We start from the raw sequence: 15372 nt of genomic DNA on the forward strand, positions 1-15372 counted from the left end.
CGTCCAAATGTTCCGCCGAGCCACCATCGTCGCTTCCTCGGCATTTCTGCTCAGCCCGACCTTGTTCGGACACACCGCGGCGGTCGCCGACCCCGCCGGCGACAACGGCGTGCTCCAGGTCCACGACCAGGGCACGTCGCGCACCGACCGCAGCAACGACCCGCACGTCGGGTGCGGCTTCTACTTCGTCGGGTTCGGGTTCGACGCCAACACCACGATCGACTACATCGTCGACGACGGCCCGCCGTTCCCGGCCAACCCCTCGGCGCCGTACGTGCTCACCGGGTCGTTCCAGGTCGACAGCGACGGCAACGGCTCGACCCTGAACCTGACCCTGCCGACCGGCGACTACAAGGTCTACTTCTCCTACACCGGCCAGAACGGCAACGGGAACGACAAGCGCTTCGACGTCACCTGTGCCCCGGCGCCCACGCCCACGCCGACGCCCACGCCCACCCCGACCCCGACCCCCACCCCGACGCCCACGCCGGTCGTGACGCCGACCCCGACCCCGACTCCGGTCGTCCCGACCCCCACCCCGGTGGTCCCCACCCCGACCCCGGACCCGACCCCGGCCGTCGGTGGCGTCACGGTGCCGGCTCCGACGCCGGCTCCGACCCCGCCGACCACGAAGCCGGTCGCCCAGCCCGCCACCAAGCCCGCGACGAAGCCCGTCGCGAAGCCCAAGCCCGTCGCGGAGCCCGCGCCGGCGGTGGGCGGCGTGGCGGTCCCGGCGGACGACGACAACGGGGCGATCCCGACCGGCGGGGTGGCGGCCGGTGGTGGCGCTCTCGCCGCCGGGGACAGCTCGCTCCCGCTCGGGCAGCAGTCCGCCGCCGCGATGGTCCTGGCCGCCATGGGCGCCTGGGCCGGCGTCGAGCGGCTGCGCAACCGCAAGCGCTGAGGTCCTCCTCGTGCGCTCCCTCGTGCGCGCGGGCGCCCGCCGTTCCGTGCGGTGGGCGCCCGCTGCTCTCGCCGTCCTCGCGGTCGGCTACGGCGGTCCCTCGGCCGCCGGGACCGAACCGGTTCTGACCCACGACGCGCCGTTCACCATCGCGTCGTTCCCCGCCGCCGACTCCGTGCCCGCGGCTGTCGCGGCGAGCGAGTCCGCGACCGGGTCGGCCACTGAACAGGTGGCCGACCCGGCGCGAGTCGCCGTACCCCGTCTCGGCATCTCGGCGGCGCTGTCGCCGCTGAGCCTGGGCGCCGACGGCGAGTTGATCCCGCCGGACTACGGCTCCGCCGGCTGGTACCGCAACGGCCCCGAGCCGGGCGAGACCGGGCGGGCGGTGATCGCCGGGCACGTCGACTCCCGGACCGGTCCGGACGTCTTCGCCGACCTGCGCAACGCCCGGCCGGGTGACCGGATCGTCGTCGACCTCGTCGACGGCACGGCGCAGGAGTTCGTCGTCGACGACGTCGGCCTGTACGCGAAGTCGGCGTTCCCGACCGCGGACGTCTACGGCCCGAGCACCGAGCGCGAGCTCCGCCTCATCACCTGCGGGGGCGAGTACGACCGTGACCGCGGCGGCTACCAGTCCAACGTCGTGGTGTTCGCCCACGCCGTGGGCTGACGCGAGGTCAGCGCACCCGCACCACGGTGTCGTCCACCCCGCGGCTGTAGACGGTCGCGACGGTGCGGTCGCGGGCGCGCCGCAACCGGGCGAGGTCCTCCCCCGCCGGCTTGCGCGCGAGGTCGGTCGCGACGTCTGCGGTGTGCAGTCCACCGACGGGTGAGACGAAGGTCGGGGTGACCTCGATGTCGGTGACCTTCCAGCGGTCGCCGTCGCGGGTGAAGGTGAACTTCGGGACGATTCCCTCGCGCGAGGCGCCGCTCGCGAAGTCGTGGCTCAGGGCCGAGATGACGTTGCCGAGACCGTAGGCGACGTAGCGGTCGCCGAACGCTTCGATCGCCTGGACCACGTGCGCGTGGTGGCCGATCACGAGGTCGATCTCGCCGGAGTCCATCAGCTCGGTCGCCAGCGAGATCTGATCAGCCGTCGGATTCGTCACGAACTCGACACCCCAGTGCAGGCTCGCGATCACGACCTCGGCCCCGGCCGCGCGCGCGGCGCGGGCGTCGTCGAGGATCGACTTGTCCGCGAGGGTGTTGATCAGCCACGGCTTGTCGGCCGGCCGGGCGTTGTTGTGGCCGTAGGTGTAGGACAGGTGAGCCACCGTCACGCCGTTGGCGTCGAGCAGCACCGGCTTGTCCTCGTCCGCGTTGCGCGCGGTTCCGACGTGGGCGACCCCCGCGGCGTCGAGCGCGGCCAGCGTCGAGTTCACGCCGGCCTCGCCCTGATCGATCCCGTGGTTGGACGCGGTCGAACAGGTGTCGTAGCCCAACTTGGCGACGGCGACGGCGAGCTCGGGCGGGTTCTGGAAGAGCGGGAAGCCCTTCGGCTCCGCGCCGGCCGCGCCCATCGGGCCTTCGAGGTGACAGATCGCGATGTCGGCACCGGCGATCAGCGGTTCCAGCGCGGACAGCGCCGGGAAGAAGTCGTAGCGCGCGGACGTACCCTTCGCCTCGCGCTCCGCCCGCCACCACACGCCCGGGTGGATCAGCAGGTCACCGCTCGCGACGACGGTGAACTGCTGCGGGGCGGGCGTGGGTGTCGGCGTCGGGGTCGCCGACGGCGCGGCCGTCGCGACCACGTCCGCCGCGGGCAGCGGGCCGGAGTCGTCGTCGGCACACGCCGACAACGACAGCACCAGGGACATCCCGAACACGGCCGCCCCGGCCCCCCGCACGAAGCTCACGCGGGCATGGTGACAGGCGCGGCGTCACTCCGCCGGGATCTGCGCCTTTTCGCGGGCGGCGTCGGGTCCGTCGGACAACAGGACCGCGAACCCCTCCTCGTCGAGGACCGGCACCTTCAGCGAGACCGCTTTGTCGTACTTCGACCCGGGTGAGTCACCGACGACCACGAAGCCGGTCTTCTTGGAGACCGAGCCCGACACCTTGCCCCCGAGTTTCTGCACGGCCTCGGTCGCCTCGTCGCGGGACCAGCCCGTGAGCGAACCGGTGACGACCACCGTGACGCCCTCCAACGGCCGCGGGCCCTCGTCGGTGACCTCCTCGGCCAGCCGGACGCCGGCGGCGCGCCACTTCTCGACGACGTCGCGGTGCCAGTCGACCGCGAACCACTCGCGCAGCGCGGCGGCGATCGTCGGGCCGACGCCCTCGGTGTTCGCGAGCTCCTCCTCGGACGCCGCCGCGATGGCGTCGACCGAGCGGAACTCCCGCGCGAGCGCCTGCGCCGCCGTCGGGCCGACGTGACGGATCGAGAGCGCCACGACGACGCGCCAGAGCGCGCGCTCCTTCGCGGCGTCGAGGTTCGCGAGCAGCTTCGCACCGTTCGCGGACAGCTTGCCCGCCTTGGTGGTGAACAGGTCGACGCCGAGCAGCTTGGTCTCGTCGAGGGTGAAGATGTCGCCCTCGTCGGTGAGCACGCCGGCGTCGAGCAGCGCCGTGGCCGCCTTGAAGCCGAGCACCTCGATGTCGAGGGCGTTGCGGCTCGCGACGTGGAAGATGCGCTCCCGCAGCTGCGAGGGGCAGGACCGCGAGTTCGGGCAGCGGAGGTCGACGTCGGCCTCCTTCTCCGGCCGCAGCTCGGTGCCGCAGGAGGGGCAGTGCGTCGGCATCACGAACTCGCGCTCGGTGCCGTCACGCAGGTCGACGACCGGCCCGACGATCTCGGGGATGACGTCGCCGGCCTTGCGGAGCACGACGGTGTCGCCGATCAGCACACCCTTGCGCTTGACCTCGCTCGCGTTGTGCAGCGTGGCCATCTCGACCGTCGACCCGGCGACCTTGACCGGCTCCATGACCCCGAACGGCGTCACGCGGCCCGTCCGGCCGACGTTGACCTGGATGTCGAGGAGCTTGGTGTTGACCTCTTCGGGCGGGTACTTGAACGCGATCGCCCACCGCGGAGCCCGCGAGGTCGACCCGAGGCGGCGCTGCAGGTCGCGCTGGTCGACCTTGACGACGACGCCGTCGATCTCGTGTTCGACGGAGTGCCGGTGCTCGCCGTAGTGGTCGATGAACTTCTGGACGCCCGTCAGGTCCGTCACGACCTTCGCCGTGGTCGCGACCGGGAGCCCCCAGGAGGCGAGCAGGTCGTAGCCGCCGGACTGCCGTTCGTAGGTGACGCCGCTGGACGCGCCGATGCCGTGCACGACGAGCTTGAGCTTGCGGCTGGCCGTGACGCGCGGGTCCTTCTGCCGCAGCGACCCGGCGGCGGTGTTGCGGGGGTTCGCGAACGGCGCCTTGCCGGCAGCCACGAGGGAGGCGTTGAGCTCCTCGAAGCCCGCCACCGGGAAGAACACCTCGCCGCGGACCTCGAGCAGGTCCGGGATCTCGCCACCGTCGGGGACCTGCAGTCGGTCGGGGACGTTCTCGAGCGTCCGGACGTTCGGCGTCACGTCCTCGCCGGTGGACCCGTCCCCGCGGGTGGCGGCGCGGACCAGGCGGCCCTTCTCGTAGACGAGCGCGACAGCCAGCCCGTCGACCTTGAGCTCACAGAGGTACTCCGCGCCGACGCCGACCTCCTTCTCGACGCGCGCGGCCCAGGCCGCGAGCTCCTCGGCCGAGAAGGCGTTGTCGAGACTCATCATCCGCTCGAGATGCTCGACCGGGGCGAAGTCCGTGCTGATCGCCGCGCCGACCCGCTGTGACGGGGAGTCAGGTGTCCGCAGCGACGGGTACTTCTCCTCGAGGCCGACCAGCTCGCGCATCTTCGCGTCGTAGTCGGCGTCGGACAGGGTGGGCCGGTCGAGCACGTGGTAGCGGTAGAGGGCGTCCGAGAGCTCCTCGGACAGCTCCGCGTGCTGGGCGCGCACCTCGGCCGGCACGTCGGCCATCTCCGGCACCTCGACCTCGTCGGCCATCCGTCACTCCTGTCCGAGGTCGGCGAGCCGGCGCGCCGCGTCGGCGCACCGGATGGTCACGGCACGGACCCAGGCCGGCGACGCCCCGGCCAGCCCGCACGCGGGCACCGGCACGACCCGCCCCAGGCCCGCTCGCGGCAGACCGAGGCGGTGCCAGAGGTCCTGCACCGGGGAGACCGTAGTCGCCAGCGGTGACAGTCCGCCCGGAGCGTCGACGGCGGGGACGACCCCCGACAGCAGGACCCCACCGGCCTCCAGGAACTCCCCGAGGGCCTCGTCGGCGCCCTCACCGGCGACCGAGAGGTCGAGCGCCAGCCCCGCCGCACCGGCCCGGTGGAGCAGGGCCACGGGGGTGTCCGCGGCGCAGGAGTGGATCACGGTCGGCACGCCGTCGGCCGCGAGCACGTCGATCACCCCCCGCAGCGTGGCCTCGACGACCGGCCCGTCGACCGCCCGGAGCGTCCCGAAGCCGCTGGCGGTGCGGACCGACCCGCGCAGGACGCCTGGGAGCGTCGGCTCGTCGAGCTGGACCACGACGGTCGTCGCCCGCGGCAGCCGCTTGCGGACCTCGGCGACGTGGCCGCGCAGACCTTCCGCGAGGCTGGCGGCGATGTCGCGGCAGGCCCCGGGGTCCGAGAGCGCCTTGTCGCCGTGCCGGAGCTCGACGGTCGAGGCGAGGGCCCACGGGCCGGCGACCTGGACCTTGATCGCGCCCTCGTAGCCCTCGCCGCGCTCCTCGAGCGCGTCCAGGTCCTGGCCGAGGTGGCTCATCGCCCGGCGGGTGTCCCGGCCGGGGTGCTCGGCGAAGCGCCATCCGCTCGGGGCGAGGTCGGCGTAGAGCTCGACGAGGATCCCGAACGCGCGGCCGATCATGTCGGCGCCGGGGCCACGGGCCGGGAGCTCGGGCAGGTAGGGCAGGCCGGGGAGGTCGAGGACGACGGGGAGCACCTCTAGCGGCGCGGTCCCGGGGAGGGAACCGACCCCACTGGCGGAGCCGGGCGGCAGGTCGAGCGGGAGGGCAGGCACCCCCGCAGGTTAGAACGCGACCGTCGCCACACCGGTCCCGGCTTGACGGCGGGGCGAATCGGGAGAACTCTCGCATTTCGGGTGCACGACGGGTGCCCCCAGCAGATTCGGGAGCCCCCATGCACGCCCTCGCCCGCCGCGCCGGTGCCGCGACCGCCGTCCTCACCCTGGCGCTCTCCCCCACCGCCGCCCACGCGGCCGGGCCGAAGCCCGTCACCCAGGGCGACGGGATCCTGATCGCCGACGGCGCCGCCGTGCGCCTGCCCGCCACCTTCGTGTGCCCGGCCGGTTGGACGGCCTACCTGGTCGCGCAGATCATCCAGGCGGTCGGCGACGAGTTCGCCGGCGGCTTCGACTCGGTCGCGAAGGAGTGCACCGGTCAGCGGCAGAAGGTGACGTTCTTCGTCCAGGCCGTCCCGGCGGGCGACAACACGCACCCGTTCCGGCCGGGCACCGCGTCCTCCCGCGTGATCATGGACGCCGTCGACCCCGCCGCCCAGGAGCCGCCCTACTACGAGGGCGAGGAAACCCCGGCCGAGGAGGAGGGTTCCTCGCTGCTGCCGCCGCTGCCGCCGCTGATGACCAGTCAGAACTCCGTCGCGGACGACCCGATGCCGACCGAACCCGCTCCGCAGACCGTCCACGCCGAGGCCCGCGGGGTCATCAAGCTGAAGGAGAGGGCCCGCTCCTGACGCCCTCCTGACATTCTCCCGAAAGCGCAGTACGACACGTCTGTAGGCAAAATCCGGGTGCTGCGCTGCGCTTTCGGGAGTGGAGGACACTCCGGGCGTCGTCAGCGCCAGGGGTCGGTGATCTCGCGCAGGTCCTCCAGAGCCCGACGGAGTTGGGCCATGCGGCGCTCGCCGAGGTGAGCGGTCCACTCCGCCTCGACCGCGGCCGCGATCGGGCGCGACGCCTCGACCGCGCGGACGCCGCGTTCGGCCACCGTCACCAGGCGCGCGCGGCCGTCGGTCGGGTCGGGGACGCGTTCGACGTACCCGGCGCGCTCGAGCTGGTCGACCAGAAAGGCCGCCGTCGGCTTGGTGATGCCGGCCTGCTCGGCGAGTTCGGTGAGGCGGGTCCCGTGGGGGCCGATTCGCTGGAACACGCGAGCCTGCGCCGGCGTGATGTCGTCGAAGCCGGCGGCGGCCAGCTCCCGGAAGACCCGGGTCTCCAGTGCGCGGTACGGGAGGAACAGCAGCAGGCCGACGTTCAGAGACTCCGTCACACTTGACGACGCTACCGGATGATTAGAGACTCGAACTACTTGGTTCGATACTCGAACAACTGGGGATCGCGATGGACCGCGACGAGAAGTGGACCGTCATCGCCGAGCAGCGGCACGTCCTGGCCGACCTGCTCGCGTCCCTGAGTCCGGAGCAGTGGGAGCGGCCCTCGCTCTGCGACGCCTGGCGGATTCGCGACGTCGCGGCGCACATCGCGCTGACCCCGCAGTCCCCCGGCTTGCCCAGGATCGTCGGCATGGCCGTCCGCGCCCGCGGGAACTTCGACGGCCTCAACCGGGACCTGGCCGTCCGGCACGCCGCGCGTACGCCGGACCTGGTCGCCGAGCTGCGCGCCCTCGCCGACAGCCGCAGCAAGCCCGCGATCACGACGCTCGACAACCTCGTCTTCGACACGCTCGTGCACATCCAGGACGTGGCCCGACCGCTCGGGCTGACCGTTCCGATGCCACCGATTGGAAATCCCCCACTTCCGTGGAGGCATGAGCTATGAGGAGTAGCCATGTCAGAGACGAGAAGGAAGTTCGACGCCGAGTTCCGTGAGGGGGCGGTGCGGCTGGTCCGGGAGAACCCGGGCAAGTCGATCGCGGCGCTCGCGCGGGACTTGGGCATCAACGAGGGCACGCTGGGGAACTGGGTAGCCCGGGACCGGGCCGCCGAGGGCGGGAACGGGCACCTGTCCGCTGATGATCTGGCCGAGCTCAAGCGGCTGCGTGCGGAGAACGCCGAGCTGCGGATGGAACGTGATGTCCTCAAGCGCTCCGTGGTCCTGTGGGTGAAGGAGGCGACGAAGTGAGCGTGGCGGGCTTCATCGCCGACCAGAGGACCTCCTACCGGGTGCCCCACGCGGTCTGCTGCGCCATCCTCGGGGTGAGCGTGTCGTGGTTCTACAAGTGGCTGGCGCGGGTCGGGAACCCGGCCCCGACGGTGCGGGCCCAGCGTCGGGCTCTGCTCGATGCTGAGGTTCGGCGGTGCTTCGAGGCCTCGGGTGGCGTTTACGGATCGCCGCGGGTCCATCTGGATCTGGTCGAGGCCGGCTGGCAGGTCAGCGTGAACACCGTCGCGGACTCGATGCGCCGCCAGCACCTGTTCGGGCGCAAACCCAAGCGGTACAAGGGATTGACGCGCCAGGACAAGGCCGCGCCGAAGTTCCCGGACCTGCTCAACCGTGACTTCAGCGCAGCGGCGCCGAACCGGAAGTGGTGCGGGGACATGACCGAGATCCCGACCGGTGAGGGCAAGCTCTACCTGGCGACCGTGATTGACCTGTACTCGCGGCGGCTGCTGGCCGCGGCGATGAGTGAGCACCCGGACGCGGTGCTGGCCGCGGATGCGATCAAGATCGCCGCTGCTGTGCGCGGTGGCCGGTCGGTGATCGAGGGTGTCATCTTCCACACCGACCGCGGCTCGACCTACACCGCCAAGGACTTCCGGCGCCTGTGCGCCGAGCAGCTCGGGATCCGCCAGTCGATGGGCAGGGTCGGGTCGTGTTTCGACAATGCAGCCGCGGAATCGTTCTTCTCCACCCTTGAACACGAGGTCCTGTCCCGGCACACCTTCGCGACAAAGGCCGAAGCCCGCGCGGTCATCGGACCTTGGTGCTACGAGTTCTACAACCATCGCCGCCGGCACACCACCGCGGCTGGACTGCCACCGGTCCGATACGAAATGATGCTCACTGACGCACCATCAGCTGCAAAACGGAACCCTCCACGAAATGAGGGGATTCCCAGATCGCCGCGGCCGCCGGGCTGGAGCGCGTCTGGCGCATGGGCTGGCCGTTCTGGGCCCGCCGGCGCCTGCGCGGCCTCCGCCTGCAGGCCACCGACCTCGACTGGTCCGCCGGCTCCGGCGAGGAGGTCACCGGCCCCGCCGCCGACCTCCTGCTCCTGCTGACCGGCCGCACCGCCGCCGCCCTCCCCGCCCTCTCCGGCCCCGGCACCACCCGCCTCGCCGCGGCGGTCTGACCGCCGTTCTCCCGAAAGCGCACTACGACACGTCCGAACACAAAATCCGGGTGCTGCACTGCGCTTTCGGGAGTCGATGGCGCCCCGGCGGGGCGGGGGGGGCTACCAGCGCATGCCGCGGGCGCGGAGGGCCGCGACGACCTGGTCGATGATCCACTGCGGCCGGAAGAAGATGTCCTCCTTCGTGACCTTGATCAGGATCCAGCCGTTCTCGCGGTAGGCGGCGTCGCGGCGGATGTCTCGCCGCCACTGATCGCGATCGGTCTGATGGTGGCTGCCCTCGATCTCGATCGCGACCCTCACCGTGTGCTCCCCCAGGTCGGGCTCGGCGAACGGGCGACCGTCCCGACCGATCGCCGGCTCGTTCACCGCCAGCGGCGGGACGCCGGCGAGGGTCAACAGCACGCGCACCCGCGTCTCCTGCGGAGATTTCGCGGCCGGGTTCAACAGTGCCCGCACCTCCCTCGCCAGCCGGATGCCCCGGCGGGCGACGGCCAGCGCGAGCGCTCGATCGAGCTCGGCGAGGTTGCTGCGGGACCCGAGGACGTCCCCGGCGACGCAGAGCGACATCAGATCCAGCTTCGACGCGAGGTCGACGAACGTCCGGCCCGGTGAGGTGACGGGGAAACCGCGCACGTTCCAGACGTCACCGAGGTCCAGCACGCGGTGCGCGACCAGACCTCGCATGCGCGGCTCGATCTCCGAGCGGACGCTGAGGTGGATCTTGGGGTCCGGGTCGATCGGAACGTTGTAGAGCTCCGCGGCGGTGAAGTGGCTGAACACGAACGGAATGTCCACCGCTTTGCGGAACGCAGCGCACCGCGTCGGCAGGTCGAGCGGCGTCTCCGCCGCGACATGGACGTCCTTCGTGATCAACCGGAAGCGCGACCCATTTACCTGACGCGCCGTCAAACCAGCTTCCAGGCCCTCGCGACGTCGGAAGGGCCCGTGGAGAAGTTCTGCATCGGTCATGAGCGGAAGCGTCGGGCACCCGGCTGTCCCGCCGACTCGGCCTGTGGACAACTTCGTGGGTGTGCGCGCTGTGGACAACTCCGCCCCAGCGCCCCGCCCCCTCTCCCGAAAGTGCAGTACGGCACCCGGATTTTGCTTTCGGACGTGCCAGAGTGCGCTTTCGGGAGAACGGCGGGGCGGGGACGGCGGGGCGGGGAGGGCGGGGCGGCTATCGGACGGTGGCGGCGATGGTGGCGGAGCCGAGGACGCGGGTGCCGTCGTAGAGGACGGCGGCCTGGCCGGGGGCGACGCCGCGGACCGGGGTGGTGAACGCGATCTGGAGCCCCGCCTCGAGGGCGGTGACGGCGGCGGGGACGGGGTCGCCGTGGGCGCGGAACTGCACCAGGCACTCGGACGAACCGAGCAGGGCGTCGCCGCACCAGCGGGGGCGGTCGGCGGTCAGGCCGCGGACGTCGAGGGCCTCGGCGGGGCCGACGGTGACGCGGTTGTCGACGACCGAGACGTCGAGGACGTACCGGGGCCGGCCGTCCGGCGCGGGAGTCCCGATGCGCAGGCCCTTCCGCTGCCCGACGGTGAAGCCGTAGGCACCGGAGTGCTCCCCCAGCACCGCGCCGGTGGTGTCGACGAGCTCGCCCGGCCGTTCCCCCAACCGCCGGCGGAGGAATCCCGCCGTGTCGCCGTCGGGGATGAAGCAGATGTCGTGGCTGTCGGGCTTGGCCGCGACGGCGAGGCCGCGCGTCTCGGCCTCGGCGCGGACGTCGCCCTTCACCGAGTCGCCGAGCGGGAACATCGCGTGGGCGAGCTGATCCGCCTCCAGCACCCCGAGCACGTAGGACTGGTCCTTGTCCGGGTCGATTGCTCGGTGCAGCTCGCGACCTGACGGACCGTCAATCAGCCGCGCGTAGTGGCCGGTGCAGACGGCGTCGAAGCCGAGGCCGATCGCACGGTCGAGCACCGCGGCGAACTTGATCGACTCGTTGCAGCGCAGGCACGGGTTCGGCGTGCGCCCGGCGGCGTACTCGGCGACGAAGTCGTCGACCACGTCGGCACGGAACTGCTCGGCGAGGTCCCACACGTAGAACGGGATGCCGAGCACGTCGGCGACGCGGCGCGCGTCCCGGGCGTCCTCGGGCGTGCAGCAGCCCTTGCCCCGCGGGTTGTCCGGCGCCTCGGCCAGCGCGAGGTGGACGCCGGTGACGTCGTGCCCGGCCTCGACGGCGCGGGCCGCGGCGACCGCGGAGTCCACGCCCCCGGACATCGCCGCGAGGACGCGCATCTCAGGCCCGCTTGTGCCGGGCGGCCGCGATCTCGCCGGCGCGACGGGCGCGCTCCACCACCGGGGGCAGCGCCTCGATCAGGTCGGCGACGTCGGCCTCGGTCGAGGTGTGGCCGAGCGAGAAGCGCAGCGAGCTGCGGGCCGAGGCCTCGTCGTGCCCCATCGCGAGCAGCACGTGCGACGGCCGCGCGACCCCGGCCGAGCACGCGGACCCGGTCGAGCACTCGATGCCGCGGGCGTCGAGCAGCATCAGCAGCGAGTCACCCTCGCAGCCGGGGAACGAGAAGTGGGCGTTGCCGGGCAGGCGGTCGTCGGGGTCGCCGTTGAAACGGGCGTCGGGCACGGCGGCCAGCACACCGGCGATCAGGTCCGAGCGCAGGCGCAGCATCGTCGCGGTGTGCGCGTCGAGGTTGCGCACCGCCGACTCGACGGCCGCCGCGAAGCCCGCGATGGCCGGCGTGTCCAGCGTGCCGGAGTGGACGTCACGCTCCTGCCCGCCGCCGTGGAGCAGCGGCGTCGGGACCGTCCCACGGGCGAGGACGAGGGCGCCGATGCCGAGCGGCCCGCCGAGCTTGTGACCGGTCAGCGCCATCGCGGACACCCCGGAGGCGGCGAAGTCGACCGGAAGCTGCCCGACGGCCTGGACGGCGTCCGAGTGCAGCGGGATCTCGAACTCGCGGGCGATCGCGGCGAGCTCGGCGATCGGCTGGACCGTCCCGACCTCGTTGTTCGCCCACATCACCGAGACCAGCGCGACCGAGGCGGGATCGCGCTCGATCGCGGCGCGCAACGTCTCGGGCTGCAGGCGTCCGAGGTCGTCCACGGGGAGGATCTCCAGCTCGGCACCCTGCTGCCGAGCGAGCCAGGCCGCGGGGTCGAGGACCGCGTGGTGCTCCACCGCGCTGATCAGGATGCGCCGGCGGGCCGGGGCCTCCGTGGAGCGTGCCCAGTACAGGCCCTTGAGCGCGAGGTTGTCGGCCTCCGTGCCGCCCCCGGTGAACACGACCTCACCGGGCCGGCACCCGAGCGCCGCGGCGACGGTCTCGCGCGACTCCTCGACCACCCGGCGGGCCTGACGGCCACTGCCGTGCAGCGACGAGGGGTTCCCGACGCGCCCGAGCTCGGCCGTCATCGCGGCCAGCGCCTCGGGGAGCATCGGCGTCGTCGCCGCGTGATCCAAGTACGTCATCGTTCCGCCAGCCTAACCGTCGCCCTTAACCACCTGCGTCCGGCGAACTGTGGGCTGTAGGCCACAGTTCACCGGACGCAACGCCGTGGGAGGGCGCGAACTTCCCTACTTGCGCTTGGTGATCTCGTCGGTGGCCTGCGGCAGGACCTTGTGCAGGTCGCCGACGACGCCGTAGTCCGCGAGCTCGAAGATCGGGGCCTCGCGGTCCTTGTTCACCGCGACGATCGTCTTCGAGGTCTGCATGCCGGCCCGGTGCTGGATCGCACCGGAGATCCCCGCCGCGATGTAGAGCTGCGGCGAGACGGTCTTGCCGGTCTGGCCGACCTGCGAGTTGTGCGGGTACCACCCGGCGTCGACGACGGCGCGGGAGGCGCCGACGGCCGCGCCGAGCGAGTCCGCCAGCTTCTCGACGACCGACATGTTCTCGGCCGAACCGACACCGCGACCGCCGGAGACGACGATCGAGGCCTCGGTGAGCTCCGGACGCTCGCCCTTCTCCTCGATGACGGAGTCGACGATCTTCGCGCCCTTGGCGGCGGCGGAGAGCTCCACCGAGACCGGGACGCGGTTGCCGGCGGCCGGCGAGGCCTCCGGCGGGGTGGCGTTCGGGAGCACCGCGATGATCGGGGTGCCCTTGGTGGCCGAGGACTGCACGACCGTGGCGCCACCGAAGATCGACTGCTCGGCGACGACCGAACCGCCCTCGCTGGTCAGGCCCGTGGCGTCGGTGAGGACACCGGAGGTGGTCTTGATGGCCAGGCGACCGGCGATCTCCTTGCCGGTGGCCGTGGCGGCGATCAGGACGGCGGCCGGGGACTGCTCCGCGACCAGCTTGGCCAGCACCTCGGCGACCGGGGCGACGACGTAGCCCGTGAGTTCGGCGTCGTCGGCGACGTAGATGGTCTCCGCGCCGTACTCGGCCAGCTTGTCGGCGGCGTTGTCGATGCCGGAGCCGACGAACACGGCCGCCGGCTCACCCACGGCCTTGGCCATGGTCAGCAGCTCGAGGCTGACCTTCTTCAGCGCACCGTCGGTGTGCTCGACGAGAACGAGAACCTGCGACATGTCTACCGGATCCCTTCTCAGACGAACTTCTTGGAGGCGAGGAAGTCGACGAGCGCGACGCCACCGTTGCCGTCGTCCTCGACGATGGTGCCGGCCGACCGCGGGGGCCGGTCCGCGCTGGAGTTGACCTGGGTCCAGGAACCCCCGAGGCCGACCTCACCGGCGTCGATGCCGAGGTCGGACAGCGACACCGTCTCGACCGGCTTCTTCTTCGCGGCCATGATCCCCTTGAACGAGGGGTACCGCGGCTCGTTCATCTTCTCGACGGCCGAGATCATCGCCGGCAGCGAGGCCTCGACGACCTGGTAGCCGTCGTCGGTGATGCGGTTGGCCTTGAGGGTCTTCGCGTTCGGGTCGACCTCGACCTTGTTCACGAAGGTGACCTGCGGGATCCCGAGGCGCTCGGCGAGCATCGCGGGCACGACCGAGGTCCGGGCGTCGGAGGCCTCCGACCCGGCGATGACCAGGTCGTAGTCCCCGATGCGCTCGAGGGCCTTGGCGAGCACCAGCGAGGTGGTCGCGGCGCACGAGCCCTTGAGGGCGTCGTCGACGACGTGCACGGCGTCGTCGGCACCCATCGAGAGCGCCTTGCGAATGGCCTCCGTGGCCGAGTCCGGCCCCATGCAGAGCACGGTCACCGAGCCCCCGTGGGCCTCGGTCATCTGGAGGGCCTCTTCGATGGCGAACTCGTCCATCTCGTTGAGGATGTTGTCGACCGAGACGCGGTCGAGCGTCTTGGACGCGTCGAGCTTCTTCTCAGCCCACGTGTCCGGCACCTGCTTCACGCAGACGACGATCTTCATGTTCGGCTCAGACCTCCTGGTCGAAAACGTCGCGCCGCAGCTTCACGCCGGCCTCGGTGCCCGAGGACCGGGTCACCGGGAAACGATTACTGGCGAGTAGGGATCCTATCGGGTGGTGCAGGACACGCTGTCATCGCCCCACGAACGATGCCTTCCCCGGACCGTTCTCCACGAACGAGCGCATGCCGTTCTTCTGGTCCTCGGTGGCGAACAGGGCCGCGAACAGGACCCGCTCGATGTCGAGGCCGGTGGGGAGATCGACCTCCAGACCGCGGTCGACGGCCTCCTTGGCCGCACGGAGGGCAGCTGCCGGCCCACCGACGAAGGTGCGGGCCCACGCGACGGCGGCGTCGTAGACCTCGGCGTCCGGGACGACCTTGTCGACCAGGCCGATCGAGAGCGCCTCGGCGGCGTCGACGAACCGGCCGGAGAAGATGATGTCCTTCGCCTTGGCCGGGCCGACCAGACGCGGCAGGCGCTGCGTGCCGCCGGCGCCGGGGATGATCCCGAGCAGGATCTCCGGCTGGCCCCACTTGGCGCTCTCGCCGCTGACGCGGAAGTCCGCGCACATCGCGAGCTCGCACCCGCCGCCGAGCGCGTAGCCGGTCACGGCCGCGATCGTCGGCTTCGGGATCGCCGCGACGGCGTTGAAGCAGCGGTGCAGGTCCATCGACTTGACGGCCATCTCGGCGTACGAGAGTTCCGCCATCTCCTTCACGTCGGCGCCCGCCGCGAAGACGCGCTCACCGCCGTAGATCACGACCGCGCGGATGTCGTCGTCCTTGCGCGCCGCCTGGGCGGCGTCGTGGAACTCCTCCTGAACCTGCGCGTTCAGGGCGTTCATCTTGGGCCGGTCGAGCCGAATCGTCGCGACCCCGTTGTCGACCTCAAGCCGCACAAACTCCGCCATACCGACCTCCTCGTCGAGTTCCTTCCG

General features: G+C 71.8%; 16 protein-coding genes. 6 read left to right on the forward strand and 10 right to left on the reverse strand.

Features of this window, described 5'->3' with window-relative positions:
* Positions 1 to 7: 7 nt before the first annotated feature.
* On the forward strand, positions 8 to 904 hold the full coding sequence (locus tag ABD401_RS20550; RefSeq protein ID WP_344608228.1) for a hypothetical protein: 897 nt from the start codon (positions 8 to 10) through the stop codon (positions 902 to 904).
* A gap of 10 nt (positions 905 to 914) precedes the next feature.
* Positions 915 to 1574 (forward strand): class F sortase, encoded by a 660-nt coding sequence (locus ABD401_RS20555; protein ID WP_344608230.1) that lies wholly within the window; start codon positions 915 to 917, stop codon positions 1572 to 1574.
* A 7-nt stretch (positions 1575 to 1581) separates the two neighbouring features.
* Here ABD401_RS20555 and ABD401_RS20560 read toward each other — a convergent pair whose 3' ends face one another.
* The 3 genes from ABD401_RS20560 to ABD401_RS20570 are packed head-to-tail and all read right to left on the reverse strand — an operon-like array spanning position 1582 to position 5919.
* Positions 1582 to 2760: a CapA family protein gene (locus tag ABD401_RS20560; protein WP_344608232.1), complete on the reverse strand. Its 1179-nt coding sequence runs from the start codon at positions 2758 to 2760 to the stop codon at positions 1582 to 1584.
* A 24-nt stretch (positions 2761 to 2784) separates the two neighbouring features.
* Positions 2785 to 4893, reverse strand: a complete 2109-nt coding sequence (ligA, locus tag ABD401_RS20565) for an NAD-dependent DNA ligase LigA (RefSeq protein WP_344608234.1) — start codon at positions 4891 to 4893, stop codon at positions 2785 to 2787.
* A gap of 3 nt (positions 4894 to 4896) precedes the next feature.
* On the reverse strand, positions 4897 to 5919 hold the full coding sequence (locus ABD401_RS20570; protein ID WP_344608236.1) for a methionine synthase: 1023 nt from the start codon (positions 5917 to 5919) through the stop codon (positions 4897 to 4899).
* A gap of 119 nt (positions 5920 to 6038) precedes the next feature.
* Here ABD401_RS20570 and ABD401_RS20575 point away from each other — a divergent pair, with 119 nt between their 5' ends.
* Complete coding sequence (locus tag ABD401_RS20575) at positions 6039 to 6611, forward strand: hypothetical protein (RefSeq protein WP_344608238.1); 573 nt, start codon at positions 6039 to 6041, stop codon at positions 6609 to 6611.
* A 101-nt stretch (positions 6612 to 6712) separates the two neighbouring features.
* On the opposite strand, the gene ABD401_RS20580 is transcribed toward ABD401_RS20575, so the two are convergent.
* The gene (locus ABD401_RS20580; RefSeq protein WP_344608240.1) at positions 6713 to 7147 is read right to left on the reverse strand and encodes a MarR family winged helix-turn-helix transcriptional regulator; all 435 of its coding nucleotides are present in this window, start codon (positions 7145 to 7147) and stop codon (positions 6713 to 6715) included.
* A gap of 71 nt (positions 7148 to 7218) precedes the next feature.
* Between ABD401_RS20580 and ABD401_RS20585 the strand changes: the two genes are divergently transcribed.
* The 3 genes from ABD401_RS20585 to ABD401_RS20595 are packed head-to-tail and all read left to right on the forward strand — an operon-like array spanning position 7219 to position 9059.
* Complete coding sequence (locus ABD401_RS20585) at positions 7219 to 7656, forward strand: maleylpyruvate isomerase family mycothiol-dependent enzyme (RefSeq protein WP_344608241.1); 438 nt, start codon at positions 7219 to 7221, stop codon at positions 7654 to 7656.
* Positions 7657 to 7665: 9 nt separating this feature from the next.
* Positions 7666 to 7959, forward strand: coding sequence for a transposase (locus tag ABD401_RS20590; protein WP_344608243.1), 294 nt, complete (start codon positions 7666 to 7668; stop codon positions 7957 to 7959).
* On the forward strand, positions 7956 to 9059 hold the full coding sequence (locus tag ABD401_RS20595) for an IS3 family transposase (RefSeq protein WP_425566209.1): 1104 nt from the start codon (positions 7956 to 7958) through the stop codon (positions 9057 to 9059). The genes ABD401_RS20590 and ABD401_RS20595 overlap by 4 nt, the downstream gene beginning before the upstream one ends.
* Before the next feature lie 173 nt (positions 9060 to 9232).
* On the opposite strand, the gene ABD401_RS20605 is transcribed toward ABD401_RS20595, so the two are convergent.
* The 6 genes from ABD401_RS20605 to ABD401_RS20630 form a co-directional block, all read right to left on the reverse strand.
* Complete coding sequence (locus tag ABD401_RS20605; RefSeq protein ID WP_344608245.1) at positions 9233 to 10006, reverse strand: endonuclease domain-containing protein; 774 nt, start codon at positions 10004 to 10006, stop codon at positions 9233 to 9235.
* 304 nt (positions 10007 to 10310) lie between these two features.
* Positions 10311 to 11378: a tRNA 2-thiouridine(34) synthase MnmA gene (gene mnmA / locus ABD401_RS20610; RefSeq protein WP_344608247.1), complete on the reverse strand. Its 1068-nt coding sequence runs from the start codon at positions 11376 to 11378 to the stop codon at positions 10311 to 10313.
* A gap of 1 nt (position 11379) precedes the next feature.
* Positions 11380 to 12567 (reverse strand): cysteine desulfurase family protein, encoded by a 1188-nt coding sequence (locus ABD401_RS20615; RefSeq protein ID WP_344608249.1) that lies wholly within the window; start codon positions 12565 to 12567, stop codon positions 11380 to 11382.
* Between the two features lie 105 nt (positions 12568 to 12672).
* Positions 12673 to 13632 carry an electron transfer flavoprotein subunit alpha/FixB family protein gene (locus tag ABD401_RS20620; protein ID WP_344608251.1) on the reverse strand — a complete coding sequence of 320 codons (960 nt, stop codon included), beginning with the start codon at positions 13630 to 13632 and terminating at the stop codon, positions 12673 to 12675.
* Positions 13633 to 13649: 17 nt separating this feature from the next.
* Positions 13650 to 14435, reverse strand: coding sequence for an electron transfer flavoprotein subunit beta/FixA family protein (locus ABD401_RS20625; RefSeq protein WP_344608253.1), 786 nt, complete (start codon positions 14433 to 14435; stop codon positions 13650 to 13652).
* A gap of 130 nt (positions 14436 to 14565) precedes the next feature.
* Positions 14566 to 15345 carry an enoyl-CoA hydratase/isomerase family protein gene (locus ABD401_RS20630; protein ID WP_344608255.1) on the reverse strand — a complete coding sequence of 260 codons (780 nt, stop codon included), beginning with the start codon at positions 15343 to 15345 and terminating at the stop codon, positions 14566 to 14568.
* Positions 15346 to 15372 lie beyond the last annotated feature (27 nt).

This window comes from Sporichthya brevicatena, from assembly GCF_039525035.1.
Taxonomy (GTDB): domain Bacteria; phylum Actinomycetota; class Actinomycetes; order Sporichthyales; family Sporichthyaceae; genus Sporichthya; species Sporichthya brevicatena.

Coding starts and splice junctions, on each gene's coding strand:
- ABD401_RS20615 (WP_344608249.1), bottom strand. CDS start 12,567: ATGACGTACTTGGATCACGCGGCGACGACGCCGATGCTCCCCGAGGCG.
- ligA (WP_344608234.1), bottom strand. CDS start 4,893: ATGGCCGACGAGGTCGAGGTGCCGGAGATGGCCGACGTGCCGGCCGAG.
- ABD401_RS20550 (WP_344608228.1), top strand. CDS start 8: ATGTTCCGCCGAGCCACCATCGTCGCTTCCTCGGCATTTCTGCTCAGC.
- ABD401_RS20590 (WP_344608243.1), top strand. CDS start 7,666: ATGTCAGAGACGAGAAGGAAGTTCGACGCCGAGTTCCGTGAGGGGGCG.
- ABD401_RS20585 (WP_344608241.1), top strand. CDS start 7,219: ATGGACCGCGACGAGAAGTGGACCGTCATCGCCGAGCAGCGGCACGTC.
- ABD401_RS20625 (WP_344608253.1), bottom strand. CDS start 14,435: ATGAAGATCGTCGTCTGCGTGAAGCAGGTGCCGGACACGTGGGCTGAG.
- ABD401_RS20620 (WP_344608251.1), bottom strand. CDS start 13,632: ATGTCGCAGGTTCTCGTTCTCGTCGAGCACACCGACGGTGCGCTGAAG.
- mnmA (WP_344608247.1), bottom strand. CDS start 11,378: ATGCGCGTCCTCGCGGCGATGTCCGGGGGCGTGGACTCCGCGGTCGCC.
- ABD401_RS20630 (WP_344608255.1), bottom strand. CDS start 15,345: ATGGCGGAGTTTGTGCGGCTTGAGGTCGACAACGGGGTCGCGACGATT.
- ABD401_RS20575 (WP_344608238.1), top strand. CDS start 6,039: ATGCACGCCCTCGCCCGCCGCGCCGGTGCCGCGACCGCCGTCCTCACC.